Source organism: Roseateles sp. T103 (genome assembly GCF_057219915.1).
In genome coordinates, this window is record NZ_JBXVVS010000001.1 from 733,791 (window position 1) to 748,798 (window position 15,008).

The 15,008-nt window shown below is 64.5% G+C and carries 12 protein-coding genes; 11 read left to right on the forward strand and 1 reads right to left on the reverse strand.

The features are described 5' to 3' along the window. Nucleotides 1-34: 34 nt before the first annotated feature. Nucleotides 35-1,696 (reverse strand): FAD-binding oxidoreductase, encoded by a 1,662-nt coding sequence (locus AC2EBS_RS03235; protein WP_484726933.1) that lies wholly within the window; start codon nucleotides 1,694-1,696, stop codon nucleotides 35-37. Between the two features lie 212 nt (nucleotides 1,697-1,908). Here AC2EBS_RS03235 and AC2EBS_RS03240 point away from each other — a divergent pair, with 212 nt between their 5' ends. The 11 genes from AC2EBS_RS03240 to AC2EBS_RS03290 all read left to right on the forward strand — a co-directional run bounded on the left by AC2EBS_RS03240 (nucleotide 1,909) and on the right by AC2EBS_RS03290 (nucleotide 14,998). After that, nucleotides 1,909-2,511 carry an XrtA/PEP-CTERM system exopolysaccharide export protein gene (locus tag AC2EBS_RS03240; RefSeq protein ID WP_484727553.1) on the forward strand — a complete coding sequence of 201 codons (603 nt, stop codon included), beginning with the start codon at nucleotides 1,909-1,911 and terminating at the stop codon, nucleotides 2,509-2,511. A gap of 101 nt (nucleotides 2,512-2,612) precedes the next feature. Beyond that, nucleotides 2,613-4,190, forward strand: coding sequence for an XrtA system polysaccharide chain length determinant (locus AC2EBS_RS03245; RefSeq protein ID WP_484726934.1), 1,578 nt, complete (start codon nucleotides 2,613-2,615; stop codon nucleotides 4,188-4,190). Then, complete coding sequence (locus AC2EBS_RS03250; protein WP_484726935.1) at nucleotides 4,190-5,128, forward strand: XrtA-associated tyrosine autokinase; 939 nt, start codon at nucleotides 4,190-4,192, stop codon at nucleotides 5,126-5,128. Before AC2EBS_RS03245 ends, AC2EBS_RS03250 begins: the two co-directional genes overlap by 1 nt. Beyond that, nucleotides 5,097-6,659 carry a TIGR03016 family PEP-CTERM system-associated outer membrane protein gene (locus AC2EBS_RS03255; protein WP_484726936.1) on the forward strand — a complete coding sequence of 521 codons (1,563 nt, stop codon included), beginning with the start codon at nucleotides 5,097-5,099 and terminating at the stop codon, nucleotides 6,657-6,659. Before AC2EBS_RS03250 ends, AC2EBS_RS03255 begins: the two co-directional genes overlap by 32 nt. Nucleotides 6,660-6,662: 3 nt before the next feature. Further along, nucleotides 6,663-7,766, forward strand: a complete 1,104-nt coding sequence (locus AC2EBS_RS03260; RefSeq protein WP_484726937.1) for an XrtA/PEP-CTERM system-associated ATPase — start codon at nucleotides 6,663-6,665, stop codon at nucleotides 7,764-7,766. After that, on the forward strand, nucleotides 7,763-8,920 hold the full coding sequence (wecB, locus tag AC2EBS_RS03265) for a non-hydrolyzing UDP-N-acetylglucosamine 2-epimerase (RefSeq protein WP_484726938.1): 1,158 nt from the start codon (nucleotides 7,763-7,765) through the stop codon (nucleotides 8,918-8,920). The genes AC2EBS_RS03260 and wecB overlap by 4 nt, the downstream gene beginning before the upstream one ends. A gap of 15 nt (nucleotides 8,921-8,935) precedes the next feature. Beyond that, nucleotides 8,936-9,832, forward strand: a complete 897-nt coding sequence (locus AC2EBS_RS03270; protein ID WP_484726939.1) for an XrtA system polysaccharide deacetylase — start codon at nucleotides 8,936-8,938, stop codon at nucleotides 9,830-9,832. Nucleotides 9,833-9,834: 2 nt separating this feature from the next. Next, entirely contained in the window at nucleotides 9,835-10,881 is a 1,047-nt protein-coding gene (locus tag AC2EBS_RS03275) for a FemAB family XrtA/PEP-CTERM system-associated protein (protein ID WP_484726940.1), read from the forward strand. 8 nt (nucleotides 10,882-10,889) lie between these two features. Continuing rightward, a complete protein-coding gene (locus tag AC2EBS_RS03280; RefSeq protein ID WP_484726941.1) occupies nucleotides 10,890-12,110 on the forward strand; it encodes a TIGR03087 family PEP-CTERM/XrtA system glycosyltransferase in 1,221 nt (406 codons plus the stop codon). After that, nucleotides 12,107-13,681 (forward strand): exosortase A, encoded by a 1,575-nt coding sequence (gene xrtA, locus AC2EBS_RS03285; protein WP_484726942.1) that lies wholly within the window; start codon nucleotides 12,107-12,109, stop codon nucleotides 13,679-13,681. Before AC2EBS_RS03280 ends, xrtA begins: the two co-directional genes overlap by 4 nt. Nucleotides 13,682-13,717: 36 nt before the next feature. Next, nucleotides 13,718-14,998 carry a nucleotide sugar dehydrogenase gene (locus AC2EBS_RS03290; protein WP_484726943.1) on the forward strand — a complete coding sequence of 427 codons (1,281 nt, stop codon included), beginning with the start codon at nucleotides 13,718-13,720 and terminating at the stop codon, nucleotides 14,996-14,998. Nucleotides 14,999-15,008 lie beyond the last annotated feature (10 nt).

Below are 15,008 nucleotides of genomic sequence, written 5' to 3' on the forward strand. Positions count from 1 at the left end.
GTGCCAGGATTGGTTTCCTGTGTAAGTCGTTGATTTACATGGGCGAGGTGTGTTCATTCGGAGTCGGTGTCCGTTGAGTGTCAAAAATGCCGACGCTCTGCTGCTGGTATCGGCCTGGTGCCAGCACATTGCCGGGGTCGAGCGACATCTTGAGTCGTCCGCCGACCCCGCTGGCCTCCGGGCAGCGTTCTGTATAAGACGGCATCTGTTCTTGGGCCAGGCGGTAAGGGTGAAAGCCGAGTGACGCGCCGTCGTGCAGCAGGCTTTCCCGGCAGGCTCTTGCCTCCTGTCCTTTCTGCGTCGATGTTCGGTCGAACAGGATTGGTACGGTACTGTCGAACAGTCTCTCCCCAAGGCTGGTAAGCGTGATGAGGGGCTCGATTCGGTGGCTTCGGCATACGTCAGTGACCATAGAAACATAGGCACGAACCGACTCTGCCCGCATTGGAACCAGTGGGGCATACCAGAGCAGCCCGCAGGCATCTCGAGCAGGGTTCAGTGGGGCGGACTTTTGTGCGGCGGGGCTTCGCCAGTACGCCAGGGGGAGGGCGGTCTCGTTCGGGCGGCCGTTGACCAGTTCCAGCGACTGGGCGAGCGTGCCTGCCGTGCTGGCGAGTCTTTGTCCCAGGGCGCCGGGAATCAGGCGCGCCATGCCGGCCAAGGATCGTGCCTGTGCCTGGCTGAAGAACATCAGACGCGAGGCTACGGGCCCGAGTGCATGTCGGACCTCCTTCTGTGCGGCCTTGACGATGCTCTTGGTGCCATAGAGCGTCATGAAGCCCGTCCAGGGCAGCACCTGATACTGCTTCCCCAGTTCGGCAAGCTTTGCTGCGCTGATCAGGCCATCTGCGTCGATGCCGTCCGCGGGATAGGGGGCCGTCATGGCCAGCACGCGGTGTCGATTCATCAGATTGATCGCGCCAATCGTGCCGGGCAGCTTGCTCAGGAGACTGCGGACCTGCGCGACGGCGGGCTCCAGCAGGGCATCGTCCTTGAGTCCGAAGAAGCAGACCTTGACTGACTCAGGTCGCCTGGCCAGCAGGATGCTCATGCGCGTGACGATGCCGAAGTTGCCTTGTGTGAATAGTCCGGCCGTGTAGGGGCCGATGCCCCATTTGAAGAGCCTGGCAATTTCGGGGCAGCCCAGTTCTGCCATTGCAGTCCGGTAGATCCGTCCATCCGGTAGCACGGCTTCGATATCAGTGACTGCCGAAAAGTGGTCGGTATAGGGGGTGACACCGTAGCCTCGCTCAAGCGCATTGCCCAGGAGGCTGACGCTGGGGCCTGCCCCGGTGACTGGTACGAGAAAATCATGCCCTCCCGCATCTAAGAAGTCGGCAAGCATGCCCTGTGTGACACCTGGCTCCACGGTCACAACGCCGAGTTCCGCATCGAAATGCAGGATCCTGTTCATGCCGGACAGATCGACGATGACGCAGCCATCCTGTGCGGGCAGGGCCGAACCGTAGCCCCAGTTGCGGCCTGTACTGATGGGATAGATGGGGGTGCGGTGCTTCTGCGCGATGCGGACCAGGTCGGGTAGCGCTGAGCCATCCTTGATCAGGAGTGCGCAGGGGATGTGGCGGGATGTGCCGCTGGTGTCCCTGCCGTAGCGCTCTTGTGAGGAACGCTCGTCGAGGACGTACTCGGCACCAAGTAGTTCTTTCCAGTCTCTGATCGCAGCTTCGATGCTCATCCTGTTCCTTGCAGCGGCTCTCGCGTGAATAGTACTCGCGCAGGGCGGCTGCGCCCCCTTGGCTGAGTGATAGTTGTGCCTTGGGTGTGTGGTCCAATGGCCGATATCATCTCGACGTTAGACAGCTTCGGCGGCGGTGCTTGGCTCGTGATGCATGCCGTCGCAAAGATTGAGGGAGTCGTAACTTGAAGACCTTTTTTGCTGGTGGATCGATGATCGTCCGCTATCTGGCCGCAGGTATCGCAGCCCTGAGTTTGTTCGGCTGCGCTTCTAGCAGCCACCCGCCGGCGCCGATCAATGCTGGTCTGGCGGACTACAGCTACATCGTTGGTCCCGGCGACAGCCTGAATGTGATGGTCTGGCGCAACCCCGAGTTGTCCATGTCGGTGCCGGTGCGTCCCGACGGCAAGATCTCGGCGCCTCTGATTGATGAGATGGTCGTGCAGGGCAAGAATTCGGTCGAGATTGCCCGCGACATCGAGAAGCAGCTGGCCAAGTACGTCCGCGATCCCATCGTCACGGTGATCGTGACAGGCTTCGTCGGTCCCTACAGCGAACAGATTCGCGTCGTCGGTGAGGCAGCTAAGCCGCAGTTCCTGCCTTTCAAACAAAAGATGACGCTGCTGGACGTGATGATCGCTGTGGGCGGCCTGACAGACTTCGCGTCGGGCAATAGCGCGACGATTCTGCGCACCAGTGAAGGTAACAAACAGTACGCGGTCAGGCTGAAGGATCTGATCCAGCGCGGCGATGTGTCTGCCAACGTCGAGATGCGTCCCGGCGACATCCTGATCATTCCGCAGAGCTTGTTCTGAGTCTCGCCGGGTTTCGCCCCGGCTTCTCTCTGCTCGAACCAGCTGACGGCGTGTTGTGACGCCGGGCTGGATTCATCACCTCTACTTGATTTCGCCACCCGATGGATCAGTTGCTCAGCCAAGTCCTGTCGATGCTGCGGCGTACCTGGAAGTACCGCTGGGCTGGCCTGGCTGCGGCCTGGATTGCCGGCCTCGTCGGCGCTGTCGTCGTGCTGGCCATGCCAGACCGCTACGAAGCCAGTGCACGCATTTATGTTGACACCCAATCGATCCTGAAGCCCCTGATGTCGGGGCTGGCCGTCCAGCCCAACGTCGAGCAGCAGGTGGTCATGCTCAGCCGCACGCTGATCAGTCGGCCGAACCTCGAGAAACTGGTCCGCATGGCAGACCTCGATCTGAAGAATCAGACCAAGGCAGAGCAGGAGGCGACGATCGACAAGTTGCAGAAGGCACTCTCGATTCAGAGTACTTCGAGGGACAACCTCTACACGCTGTCGTATCGCGGCGAGGATCCAGAGACCGCCAAGCGCGTGGTCCAGGCGCTGGTGTCCATCTTCGTTGAATCGAGCCTCGGTGCTAGCCGCAAGGACACGGCGACTGCGACGACCTTCATCAACGAGCAGATCAAGGCCTATGAAGCCAAGCTCGAGGAGGCCGAGGCACGCCTGAAGGAATTCCGACTCCGCAATATCCAGACTATGGCTGCCGACGGGAAGGATTCAGCGTCGCGTCTGGCAGAGATGAGCTCGCAGCTGGAGCGCGCGCGACTGGAGCTGCGCGAGGCGGTCAACGCGCGAGATGCTGCCAAGGCGCAGTTGCAGGCTGAGCGCACTCAGGCTGGCAATACGACCACGCAGAGCCTGCTGCAGGAGTCTTCGCTGTCGGTCGCCACGCCGGAGCTGGATGCGCGCATCGACGGATTGAAACGCAATCTCGATGGCTTGCTGCAGCGATTCACCGAGCAGCATCCGGACATCGTTGCCACGCGGCGTCTGATCAAGGATCTCGAGGAGCAGAAGCGCAAGGAAGTCGCCGAGCTGCGCAAGGCAGCGATGGCCGCGCCTGTAGGCACGGGCCCCAATGCTTCGCTCGCGCAGCAAGAGCTCGCGCGCATGCTGGCAGCCGCAGAAGTGCAGGTGGCTGGACTTCGGGCACGCGTCGACGAGTACTCTTCACGCTATGCACAGGCACTGGCCGCCGTGAAGACCGCGCCGCAGTTGGAAGCTGAAGCCGCCCAGCTGAATCGCGACTATGCGATACACAAGAAGAACTACGAGGATTTGGTGGCCCGTCGTGAGTCGGCCACCATCTCGGGCGAACTGGATGTGGCATCCGGTGTGGCCGACTTCCGTTTGATCGATCCTCCCCGTGCATCGCCCAAGCCAGTGGCGCCCAACCGCCTGCTGTTGCTGGCGGGTGTGTTCGTTGTTGCACTGGGAGCAGGTCTGTTCACTGCTTTCGCGGCAAGTCAGCTGCGGCCGGTCTTCCATGATGCTGCCGAGCTGCGGCTGCGCACGGAGCTGCCAGTGCTGGGGGTGGTTTCTGCCTTGGTGGCGGATGTCGATAAGCGCCGCGAGCGTCTGGACACGATCCGATTCCTCGCGGGCTCGGGCAGTCTGGTCGGCGTCTTCATCGCCGGTCTGGCTGTCATGGCCTACATGATGAGCAGGCAGGTGTGATGAGCATGGGCAGCAGTCTTATCGAGCAGGCCGCGCAGCGGCTGGAGCAACTGCGCCAAGCGGGCGTGCAGCTCCCGGACGAGGCCGCGGCGCCTCATGCCGAGGCAGCGCCTCGCGAAGTAGCGGCACCCAAGGTGGCGTCCGTCGAGCGTGAGCCTCAGTTCCATTCGAAGCGGGTGGATCTTGACCTTGAGGCTCTGGCCGTTCAGGGCTTCCTCACTCCTCAGGCGCCGCGCAGCCAACTGGCCGATCAGTACCGGGTGATCAAGCGGCCGCTGATCAAGAACGCTGTCGGCAAGGGTGCTTCGACGATCAACCATGCCAACCTGATCATGGTGACCAGCGCCCTGCCCGGCGAAGGCAAGAGCTTCTCGTCGCTCAACCTGGCGATGAGCATCGCTGCCGAACTCGATCACACCGTGATGCTTGTCGATGCCGACGTGGCGCGCCCCTCGGTGCTGCGCATGCTTGGCTTGCCGCCGGGGCCGGGACTGTTGGACGTTCTGGAGAACTCGGTGGACATGGCCGATGTTCTGCTGCGCACGAACATCGACAAGCTGACCATCTTGCCCAGTGGCACGCCACACCCAAAGGCCACCGAGCTGCTGGCCAGCGATGCGATGTCGAATCTGCTCGACGACATGGCAAGGCGCTACCCGGACCGAATCATCATTTTCGATTCCCCGCCGCTGCTACTGACGACCGAAGCCCGCGTTCTGGCCAGCCACATGGGTCAGATCGTCGTCGTGGTCGAGGCGGACAGGACGCTGCAAAGTGCCGTGCAGCAGGCGATCGGCACGATCGAACACTGTCCGGTGAAGATGTTGCTGCTCAATCGTGCCCGCTCGAACGCTGGCGCGCCCTACGGGTATGGCTACGGATACGGACAGGCGCATGGCTATGGCTATGGTCACGAAGATGCGCCGAGCAAGGGGTGAGCGGCGCCGCCATCTAGGCCTGGGCCTGCTGCCGCAATTGCTGGGTCTTGCTGGCGGCCTTTTCGTCACCGCGGTCTACGCCCAGTCCGGCGAGGCCAGCGCGCGCACCGGTCTGACGCTGCAGCCGCGCCTGAGCGTCTCGCAGACCTTCACCGACAACCTGAGGCTTGCCGAGGGCAATCGGGATCAGGCGCTGATCATGACCGTGGCGCCCGGCTTGGCGCTGTCGAGTCGCGCCGGCATGCTGCGCGGCAGCTTGGATTACTCGCTGAACGGGCTCTTCTACGCGAAGACGGATCAGCCCGATCGCCTACAGCACTTCTTGAACAGCCAGGGCACGGCGGAGCTGCTGTCGCGCAGGCTCTTTGTCGATGTTCGTGCGTCGATCGGCCAGCAAGCGGTGTCGGCCTTCGGCGTGACATCGATCGATCCGGCGTTGGTCGACAACAACCGGCGGGAGACGGCCAGTCTGTCGGTCTCGCCCTATCTGCGTGGTGAGCTGGCAGGATTGGTTGCCTACGAGTTCCGCGCTGACGGCGCGCTCACCCGAGTCAAGGACAGTCAGACCGGCGACAGCAGTTCGCAGGGCCTGGCATTGCGGATCGATAGCCTCGGCGGCGGGCGCGGGCTTGGCTGGGGTGCCAGCCTGTCCGAACAACGCCAGATGCCGCGCTATGGTCGTGAGACCGTGGTCGACACGGCCGAGCTGAAGCTCACCTACCGACCGGACGTGGACTGGACGGTCGGCGGCAGCGCGGGCTGGCAGCGCAGCGATCTCAATGCGCTGCAGTCCAGAGATGGCGCCACCTATGGCGCCTCAGTCAGCTGGGCGCCGACGCCGCGAACCAAGCTGGTTGCGGATGCCAAGCATCAATCCTTCGGTGACACCCATAGCCTGAGCTTCGAGCACAGAATTGCTCGCGCGGTCTTCAGGCTGTCGGACAGTCGCAATCTTGCCGTGGGCCAGGTCGGAGCGGCGGGTGTTCAAGGCACCTACGAACTGCTGTTCTTGCAGTTCGCGTCCATCGAGCCTGATCCGGTCAAGCGTGATCTGCTGGTGCGCCAATACATCGAGGCGAACGGACTGAGCGCCGGCAATGTTTCGACGGGCGGCTTTCTCAGTTCATCGACCAGCCTGACACGCAGGCAGGAGTTGTCCGCCGCCTGGACCGGCAGGCGCACCACGGCCACCTTGAGCATCAGCCAAAGCCGCAGCGAGCGTCTCGGTACCGCGGCGACCGTCGGCGATGACTTCTCGCTGTCGGGTGTGGTGCTTCAGCGCGGTGCCTCGCTCGCGCTTTCGCACCGCCTCGCGCCGGACAGCAGCCTGAGCCTTACGCTTTCGGAACAGCAGGGCCGTGGCGACACTGCGAGCCAAAAGACGGACCTGAAGTCGGTCCTGGCCAACTGCAGCCTCAACCTGGCGCGCCGTTCCAGCCTGCAACTCGGCCTCAGGCACAGCAGTTCCGACAGCCTGAGCCGGAGCTACCGCGAGAACGCCGTGCTTGCCACTTACGTCCACCAGTTCTAGGCCATGTACGAAGCCTTCTATGGTCTGAGCAGCAAGCCCTTCCAGCTCAGCCCGGACCCCAATTTCTATTTCGGCAGCAAGCAGCACCGCCGAGCCAAGGCCTACCTGGACTACGGCGTACTGCGAAACGACGGCTTCATCGTCATCACTGGCGAGATTGGCGCCGGCAAGACGACCTTGCTGCGCGGTCTGCTCGACAGCCTGAACCGCAGCAATGTGGTCATCGGCAACCTGGTCACCACCCAGCTCGACGCGGAAGACACGCTTCGCCTGGTGGGTGCGGCCTTCGGTGTGCGCGTGAAGGACCTGCCCAAGTCCGAACTGCTGATGACGCTGGAGGCCTTCTTCGTCAGCCAGGTCAGCCAGGGGCGGCGCTGCCTGCTGGTGGTGGACGAGGCGCAGAACCTCAGTGCCCGTGCCGTGGAGGAACTGCGCATGCTGTCGAACTTCCAGTTCGGCAACCAGTCGCTGCTGCAGACCTTTCTGGTCGGCCAGCCAGAGTTCCGCAACATCCTGCAGCGTCCGGAGATGGAGCAGTTCCGCCAGCGTGTCGCGGCGACCTGCCATATCGGCCCACTGGATGAGGGCGAGACCAAGGGCTATATCGAGCATCGGCTGAAGTGCGCTGGCAGCACCGGCAAGCCGACCTTCGATGTCGAGGTCTTCCCGGCGATCTACCAGGCCACACAGGGCATACCGCGCCGGATCAACACCCTCTGTGACCGCCTGCTCTTGCTGGGGTTCATGGCCGGCCGGGCGCATCTGACGCTCGACGATGTGCAGGAAGTCCTGCGCGACATGGCGCAGGAGAGCGAGGTTCCACTCAAGCCGGTGAATGGCGCGACCGATCTCTCATCAGACGCTGCTTCGTCGGCCGGGACGCTGGACCTGGACCTGTCCCGCTTGGGACGGAGTGATCTCGGTCGCTTGTCGGCGGAGATCGCCGCGATAGGGATGGACCAGCCCGCCGATAGGCTGGCGCGGCTCGAAGCCGGGCTGCAGCGCATCGAACGCATCAATCTCCAGACACTGGCCCTGATGCAGCAACTGGTGGATGCGATGGCGCGCAACGCGCCGGGCAACGAGAAAGAGCAAGGATCCGCATGAGCCGCAACAGCGAATCGTCAACAAACCTGGCGCCGGTGATGTGCGTCGTTGGCGCGCGCCCGAACTTCATGAAGATGGCGCCCATCCTGCGCGCCCTGGCCGCGCACGAGCCGCCGATCCCAGCCTTGCTGGTGCACACCGGTCAGCACTACGACACCGACATGAGCAAGAAGCTCTTCGTCGATCTCGGTCTGCCGCAACCGGACATCAATCTCGAGGTGGGCTCGGGCAGCCATGCGGTGCAGACAGCTGAGGTGATGAAGCGCTTCGAGCCCGTACTCGATGAGCGCAAGCCCTCCTGCGTGCTGGTGGTCGGCGATGTCAACTCGACCCTGGCCTGCACCCTGGTGGCGGTGAAGAAGGATGTGCCGGTGGCGCATGTCGAGGCAGGGCTGCGCAGCTACGACCGCAAGATGCCCGAGGAGATCAACCGCCTGCTCACCGACCAGGTGGCCGATCGTCTCTACACCACCGAGCGCAGCGCCGCCGACAACCTGGCTCGCGAAGGCATAGACCTGTCGCGCGTCTGCTTTGCCGGCAATGTGATGATCGACTCCGTGGTGGCCAGCAAGCCCCATGCACGCCCGGCCGCGCAGACGCTGCGCGAGCACGGACTCGATGCGTCGCTGGTTGGCGGCCGATACGGTGTGGTGACACTGCATCGTCCGTCCAATGTCGACGATGCGGCGACGCTGAAGCAGCTGCTGGGCCTGCTGGCCCAGGTCGCCAAGGATCTGCCGCTGGTCTTTGCGATGCATCCGCGCACGCGCAACAACATCGAGCGCTTCGGCCTGCAAGGACTGCTCGATCCCGCGCGGGTCGCCGTGCTGCCGCCGCAGGGCTATCTGGAGATGCAGGGCCTGATGGGCGGTGCCACCGTGGTGCTGACCGATTCGGGCGGGCTGCAGGAAGAGACCACCGCACTGGGCGTGCCCTGTCTGACGCTGCGCGAGAACACCGAGCGTCCGATCACGGTGGAGCAGGGCACCAACACGCTGATCGGCCTCGACGGCGCGGCCCTGCTCGCGGCTGTGGCCGACATCCTGGCCGGCAAGGGCAAGCAGGGGCGCGTGCCGGAGTATTGGGACGGCCATGCGGCCGAGCGCATCGCCGCCGATCTCTGGCGCTGGCTGCGTCGCGAATCCGAAGGCTGAACCGGGGGATAGCTGATGCTGATGCCGACGTCGCAGCCCTTGCTGCGCAATGCGATGACCATCGACGTGGAGGACTACTTCCAGGTCTCGGCATTCGCGCCCTATATCCGGCGCGAGGATTGGGATCGCAAGGAGTGTCGGGTCGAACGCAATGTCGACCGCATCCTGGCCTTGCTCGACGAGAGCGGGACCCACGCCACCTTCTTCACCCTGGGCTGGGTGGCCGAGCGCTACCCGGCGCTGGTGCGGCGCATTGTCGACGGCGGCCATGAACTGGCCAGCCATGGCTACGGGCATGAGCGCGCCAGCGATCTCTCTCCCCAGGCTTTCCATGCCGACATCAGTCGGGCAAAGGCCTTGCTCGAGGACATCGGTGGCCAGGTCGTGCAGGGCTACCGCGCGCCGAGCTTCTCGATCGGCGAAGGCAATCTCTGGGCCTTCGACGTGCTGCTTGAGGCCGGCTACCGCTATAGCTCCAGCGTCTATCCGATCCAGCACGACCACTACGGCATGCCGGATTCGCCACGCTTCGCCTATCCGGTGCGCGAGGGCCTGCTCGAGGTGCCCGTGACCACGTTGCGCCTGGGCGGACGCAATCTGCCGTCCAGCGGCGGCGGCTACTTCCGCCTGCTGCCCTATGCGGTATCGCGCTGGCTGATCGAGCAGGTCAATCGCCGCGACGGCCAGTCGGCGGTCTTCTACTTCCATCCCTGGGAGATCGATGCCGAACAGCCGCGCATCCCGGGCATCGATGCGAAGACGCGCTTCCGGCATTACGTCAATATTGCGCGCACGCAGGCGCGCATCGCCCAACTGCTGAAGGACTTCGCCTGGGGCCGCATGGACGAGATCTTCCTCGGCAGCCCCGTGCGCCTGCGCACTGGCGATGCGGTCGAGCTGGCGGGCCGCTAGCCATGTCATCGACGCTCCAGATCAAGCGCCTGTCATCGGGCGATGCACCGGCCGTGGCGGCCTGGGACGCCTTCGTGCTCGCGCATCCGCAAGCGAGCTTCTTCCATCGCGCCGGCTGGCAGAAGGCCATCAGCGAAGTCTTCGGCCACCGCTGCTTCTTTCTCTACGCAGAGCGCGATGGCGCGGTCGAGGGCGTGCTGCCGCTGGCGCAGGTGAAGAGCCTGCTCTTCGGCCACGCGCTGACCAGCCTGCCGTTTGCCGTCTATGGCGGCGTGGTCGCGCTCAACGAAGAGGCCGCGGCCGCGCTTGAGGCCGAGGCGCAGCGCATCGCCCAGGAGCTGGGTGCCGAGCATCTGGAACTGCGTCACATCCAGCCCCGCCACGACGACTGGCCGCGTCAGGATCTCTACGTCACCTTCCGCAAGGAAATCCTGCCGGAAGAGGAAGCGAACATGCTGGCCATCCCGCGCAAGCAGCGCGCCATGGTGCGCAAGGGCATCAAGAACGGTCTGCTCAGCCAAATCGATGCCGATGCCTCGCGCTTCTTCGCGCTGTATGCCGACAACGTGCACCGGCACGGCACGCCGGCCATGCCCAGGCGCTGGTTCGATGCGCTGATGCGCGAGTTCGGTCCGGACTGCGAAGTGCTCACCGTGACCGATGCGCAGGGCACCCCCCTAAGTTCGGTGCTGAGCTTTTATTTCCGTGACGAAGTGCTGCCTTACTACGCGGGTGATGCCGAGGCAGCCCGCGAGCTCGCAGCGAATGACTTCAAATACTGGGAACTGATGCGGCGTGCCTGCGCGCGGGGCCTCAAGGTCTTCGACTACGGGCGCAGCAAGCAGGGCACGGGCTCCTATTCGTTCAAGAAGAACTGGGGCTTCGAGCCGACGCCGCTGCACTACGAGTACTGTCTCTACAAGCGCGACGCCGTGCCGCAGAACAACCCGTCCAACGCCAAGTACCAGCTGCTGATCCGGACCTGGCGCCGCATGCCGCTGTCCTGGGCCAACTGGCTCGGGCCCTTCATCGTGCGCAGCCTGGGCTGACGGTTCGCATGGCCAAGCTGCTCTACCTCGTGCATCGCATGCCTTATCCGCCCAACAAGGGCGACAAGGTGCGCTCCTACCACCTGCTCAAGCATCTGGCGGCGCAGCACGAGGTCTATCTCGGTACCTTCATCGACGACCCGGACGATGCGCAGCACCTGCCGGTGCTGCAGTCCCTGTGCACCGAAGTGCATGCGAGCCGGCTCAATCCCGGCACCGCCAAGCTGGCCAGCCTGCGCGGCCTGCTGACCGGCGAGGCGCTGACCCTGCCGTACTACCGCGATGCCGGCCTGGCGCGCTGGGTGCGCGAGCTGGCCCGGCGCGTGCCGCTCGATGCGGTGGTGGTCTTTTCATCATCGATGGCGCAATACGCCACCGAGCTGCGTGAGCTGCCGATGCTGGTCGATTTCGTCGACGTGGACTCGGCCAAATGGGCCGAGTATGCGGATGCGCGCTCCTGGCCCCTGTCCTGGCTCTACCGGCGCGAGGGCGCGCGGCTGCTAGATTTCGAGAGCCGCGTCGCCGCGCAGGCCGCCTGTTCCTTCTTCGTCACCGACAAGGAGACGGCGCTGTTCCAGCGTCTTGCACCGGACTGCGGCGGCCGTATCGAGGCGCTGTGCAACGGTGTCGATGCGGACTTCTTCGCGCCCGATGCGCAGCGCGCTTCGCCGTTTCAGGCCGGCGAGCAGGCCCTGGTCTTCACCGGCGCGATGGACTACTGGCCCAATGTCGACGCGGTGAGCTGGTTCTGCAGCGAGGTGCTGCCCCGGCTGCGCCAGAGTCACCCGGCGCTAACCTTTTACATCGTCGGCCGCAGCCCGACGCCGGCGGTGCGCGCGCTGGCAGGCCCTGGCGTGGTGGTGACCGGAACGGTGGACGATGTGCGGCCCTATCTGCAGCACGCGAGCGTGGTCGTGGCGCCGCTGCGCCTGGCTCGCGGCATCCAGAACAAGATCCTCGAGGCCATGGCCATGGCCCGACCTGTGGTTGCGGCACGCCATTGCGTCGAGGCGATCGCTGCGAACGAGGGGCAGGAACTGCTAGCCGCCGACAGTGCGGACGACTACCTGCGCGAAGTCAGCGCCTTGCTGGCGGACTCGCCGCGTGCCGCGGCACTGGGCCGCGCCGGTCGCGACTGCGTGCTGCGCGGCTACAGCTGGTCGGCGCACCTGGCCGGCATTGACCGTCATTTGGACAAGGCCCGGCCAAGGGAGGCGCAGGCAGCATGAGTCATGTTCTCACCGGAGTCCGGCCCGCAGGCGCGGCCAAGAGCTGGCGTAGCGCCTTGCCGCTGTTCGTTGCGCTGGTGCTGGCCTTGCTGTGGCTCTACCGGGACACGGCGCTGGCCATGGTCGGCATCTGGCAGCGTTCGGACACGTTCGCGCATGCCTTTCTGGTGCCGCCGATCACGCTGTGGCTGATCTGGCGGCGTCGTGCGGTGCTCGCCGCGATCGAACCCCGGCCGAGCTGGTGGTTCCTGTTGCCGCTGGCGCTTGCGGCAGCGGCCTGGCTTCTCGGCGAGATGGTCGCCGTCAATGCGCTGACGCAGGCGGCCCTGGTGGCGATGCTGGTGGCCTGCGTGCCGCTGCTGCTGGGCCTGCGCCTCGCCAGTGCGATCGCCTTCCCGCTGGCCTTCCTGTTCTTCTGCGTGCCGGTGGGCGAGTTCCTGATGCCGCAGCTGATGGAATCGACTGCCGACTTCACCGTGGCCGCCTTGCGCTTGTCCGGCATTCCGGTCTACCGCGAGGGCATGCAGTTCGTCATCCCGAGCGGCAACTGGTCGGTGGTCGAGGCCTGCAGCGGCCTGCGCTACCTGATCGCTTCGGTGATGGTGGGCACGCTGTTCGCCTATCTGAACTACCGCGGCCTGCGCCGACGCCTGATCTTCATCGCCTTCGCCACGCTGCTGCCCATCGTCGCGAACTGGCTGCGGGCCTACATGATCGTGATGCTGGGGCACTACTCCGGCAACACACTGGCCGTCGGTGCTGATCATTTGGTCTATGGCTGGGTCTTCTTCGGCGTCATCATGCTGGCGATGTTCATGGTCGGCGCGCGCTGGGCCGATACCGGCGGCGAGGATGACGCAGCGGCAGCAGGTGCATCGGTGCTGGCGATCTCCGGCGCCGCAGCGCCGGTCTGGCCGGCCGCGCTGCTGGCACTGGCCCTGCTCGGTGCTCCTGGTCTGCTTTTGCAAAGGATGGATGCCCAGGCCGCGTCGGCCGCTTCGGTGCGACTGCAACTGAATGCGCTCGGCGCCTGGTCGGCCCAGCCAGCTGAGCCGACAGACTGGCGCCCGGTGTTCGTGCAGCCCAGGGCTGAGCTGCAGAACGTCTACCGCGCTGAGCCGGGTGTGGTCGGCCTGCATATCGCCTACTACCGTCATCAGGGGTACGAAAGCAAGCTGATCAGCTCCAGCAATGCCATCGTGCGCTCCGACGACAAGCAATGGGCTCGGGTGGGGGGCGACACAGCCGGCGTCGCGCTCGGCGATCGGCAGCTGACGCTGCGCTCGACCGAGCTGCGGGCCACGGCAAGCCCGGACCTCACAGCCGCGCGGCTGCGGGTCTGGCAGCTCTACTGGATCGGCGGACAGCTGACGACCAGCCCGGTGCGCGCCAAGCTCTATGCGGCCTGGCATCAGCTGAGCGGGCGGGGCGACGACTCGGCTTCCGTCATCGTCTATGCACGCAAGAGCACGGACAATGGCAAGGACACGGATGAACTGCTGGCGCGTTTCCTGCGTGAGAACTGGGCGACCATCGATGCTGCGCTGCAGCAGGCGCAGCGCGAGCGCTGATTTCCAGAGATGTTGACGACAAAGAGGGAAGACGAAATGACGACGGTAGCGGTGATCGGCCTGGGCTATGTGGGCCTGCCTCTGGTGGTCGAGTTCGGCAAGCACATGCGCACGATCGGCTTCGACATCGCGGAGGCCAAGGTGGAGGCCTGCCTGCGCGGCACCGACCCCTCGCGTGAACTGACTGACGAGCAAGTGCAGGCGGGCAAGCTGGCCGTCTACACCGCCGACCCGAAGATGCTGGGCGAGGCCGACATCATCGTCGTGGCCGTGCCGACGCCTGTTGACGAGGCCCACATCCCTGACTTCAAGCCGCTGATCGGTGCGTCGATCAGTGCTGGTCGCCACATGAAGAAGGGCGCCATCGTCGTCTATGAGTCCACTGTCTACCCCGGCGCTACCGAGGAGGTCTGCATCCCGGTGCTGGAGCGCGAGTCCGGCATGAAGTGGAAGCAGGACTTCTTCGTCGGCTACAGCCCCGAGCGCATCAACCCGGGCGACAAGGAGCACACGCTCACCAAGATCCTGAAGATCGTCTCCGGCGACACCCCGGAGACCCTGGACAAGGTGGCCAAGCTCTACGAAACCATCGTCGAGCCTGGCGTACACCGGGCTTCCAGCATCAAGACTGCCGAGGCGGCCAAGGTGATCGAGAACACCCAGCGCGACCTGAACATCGCACTGATGAACGAGCTGGCCATCATCTTCGACAAGATCGGCCTGGACACCAGCGAGGTGCTGGAAGCCGCGGGCACGAAGTGGAACTTCCTCAAGTTCAAGCCCGGTCTGGTCGGTGGTCACTGCATCGGCGTGGACCCCTACTACCTGACGCACAAGGCCGACATGCTGGGCTACCACCCGCAGGTGATCCTGGCTGGCCGGCGCATCAACGACAGCATGGGCAAGTTCGTTGCCGAGCAGACGATCAAGCACATGATCGCGTCGGGCTCCTACATCAAGGGTGCACGCGTCAATGTGCTGGGCCTGACCTTCAAGGAGAACTGCGGCGACCTGCGCAACTCCAAGGTCATCGACATCATCAACGAGCTCAAGAGCTACGGCGTCGAAGTGTTTGTCACCGACCCGCAGGCCGAAGCCGAGGAGGCGATGCACGAGTACGGCGTGCGGCTGCTGCCCTGGGACGAGTTGCCGCGCGCCGATGCGATCGTCGCGGCGGTGTCGCACCGCGAGTTCCTGGATTTGGGCATGGACGATATCGGCAAGAAGCTGGTCAAGAACGGCGCCTTCATCGACGTCAAGGCCTGCTTCGATGCTCAGGCACTGAGCGGTGCCGGCTACAAGGTCTGGCGTCTCTGAGCCCGAATCC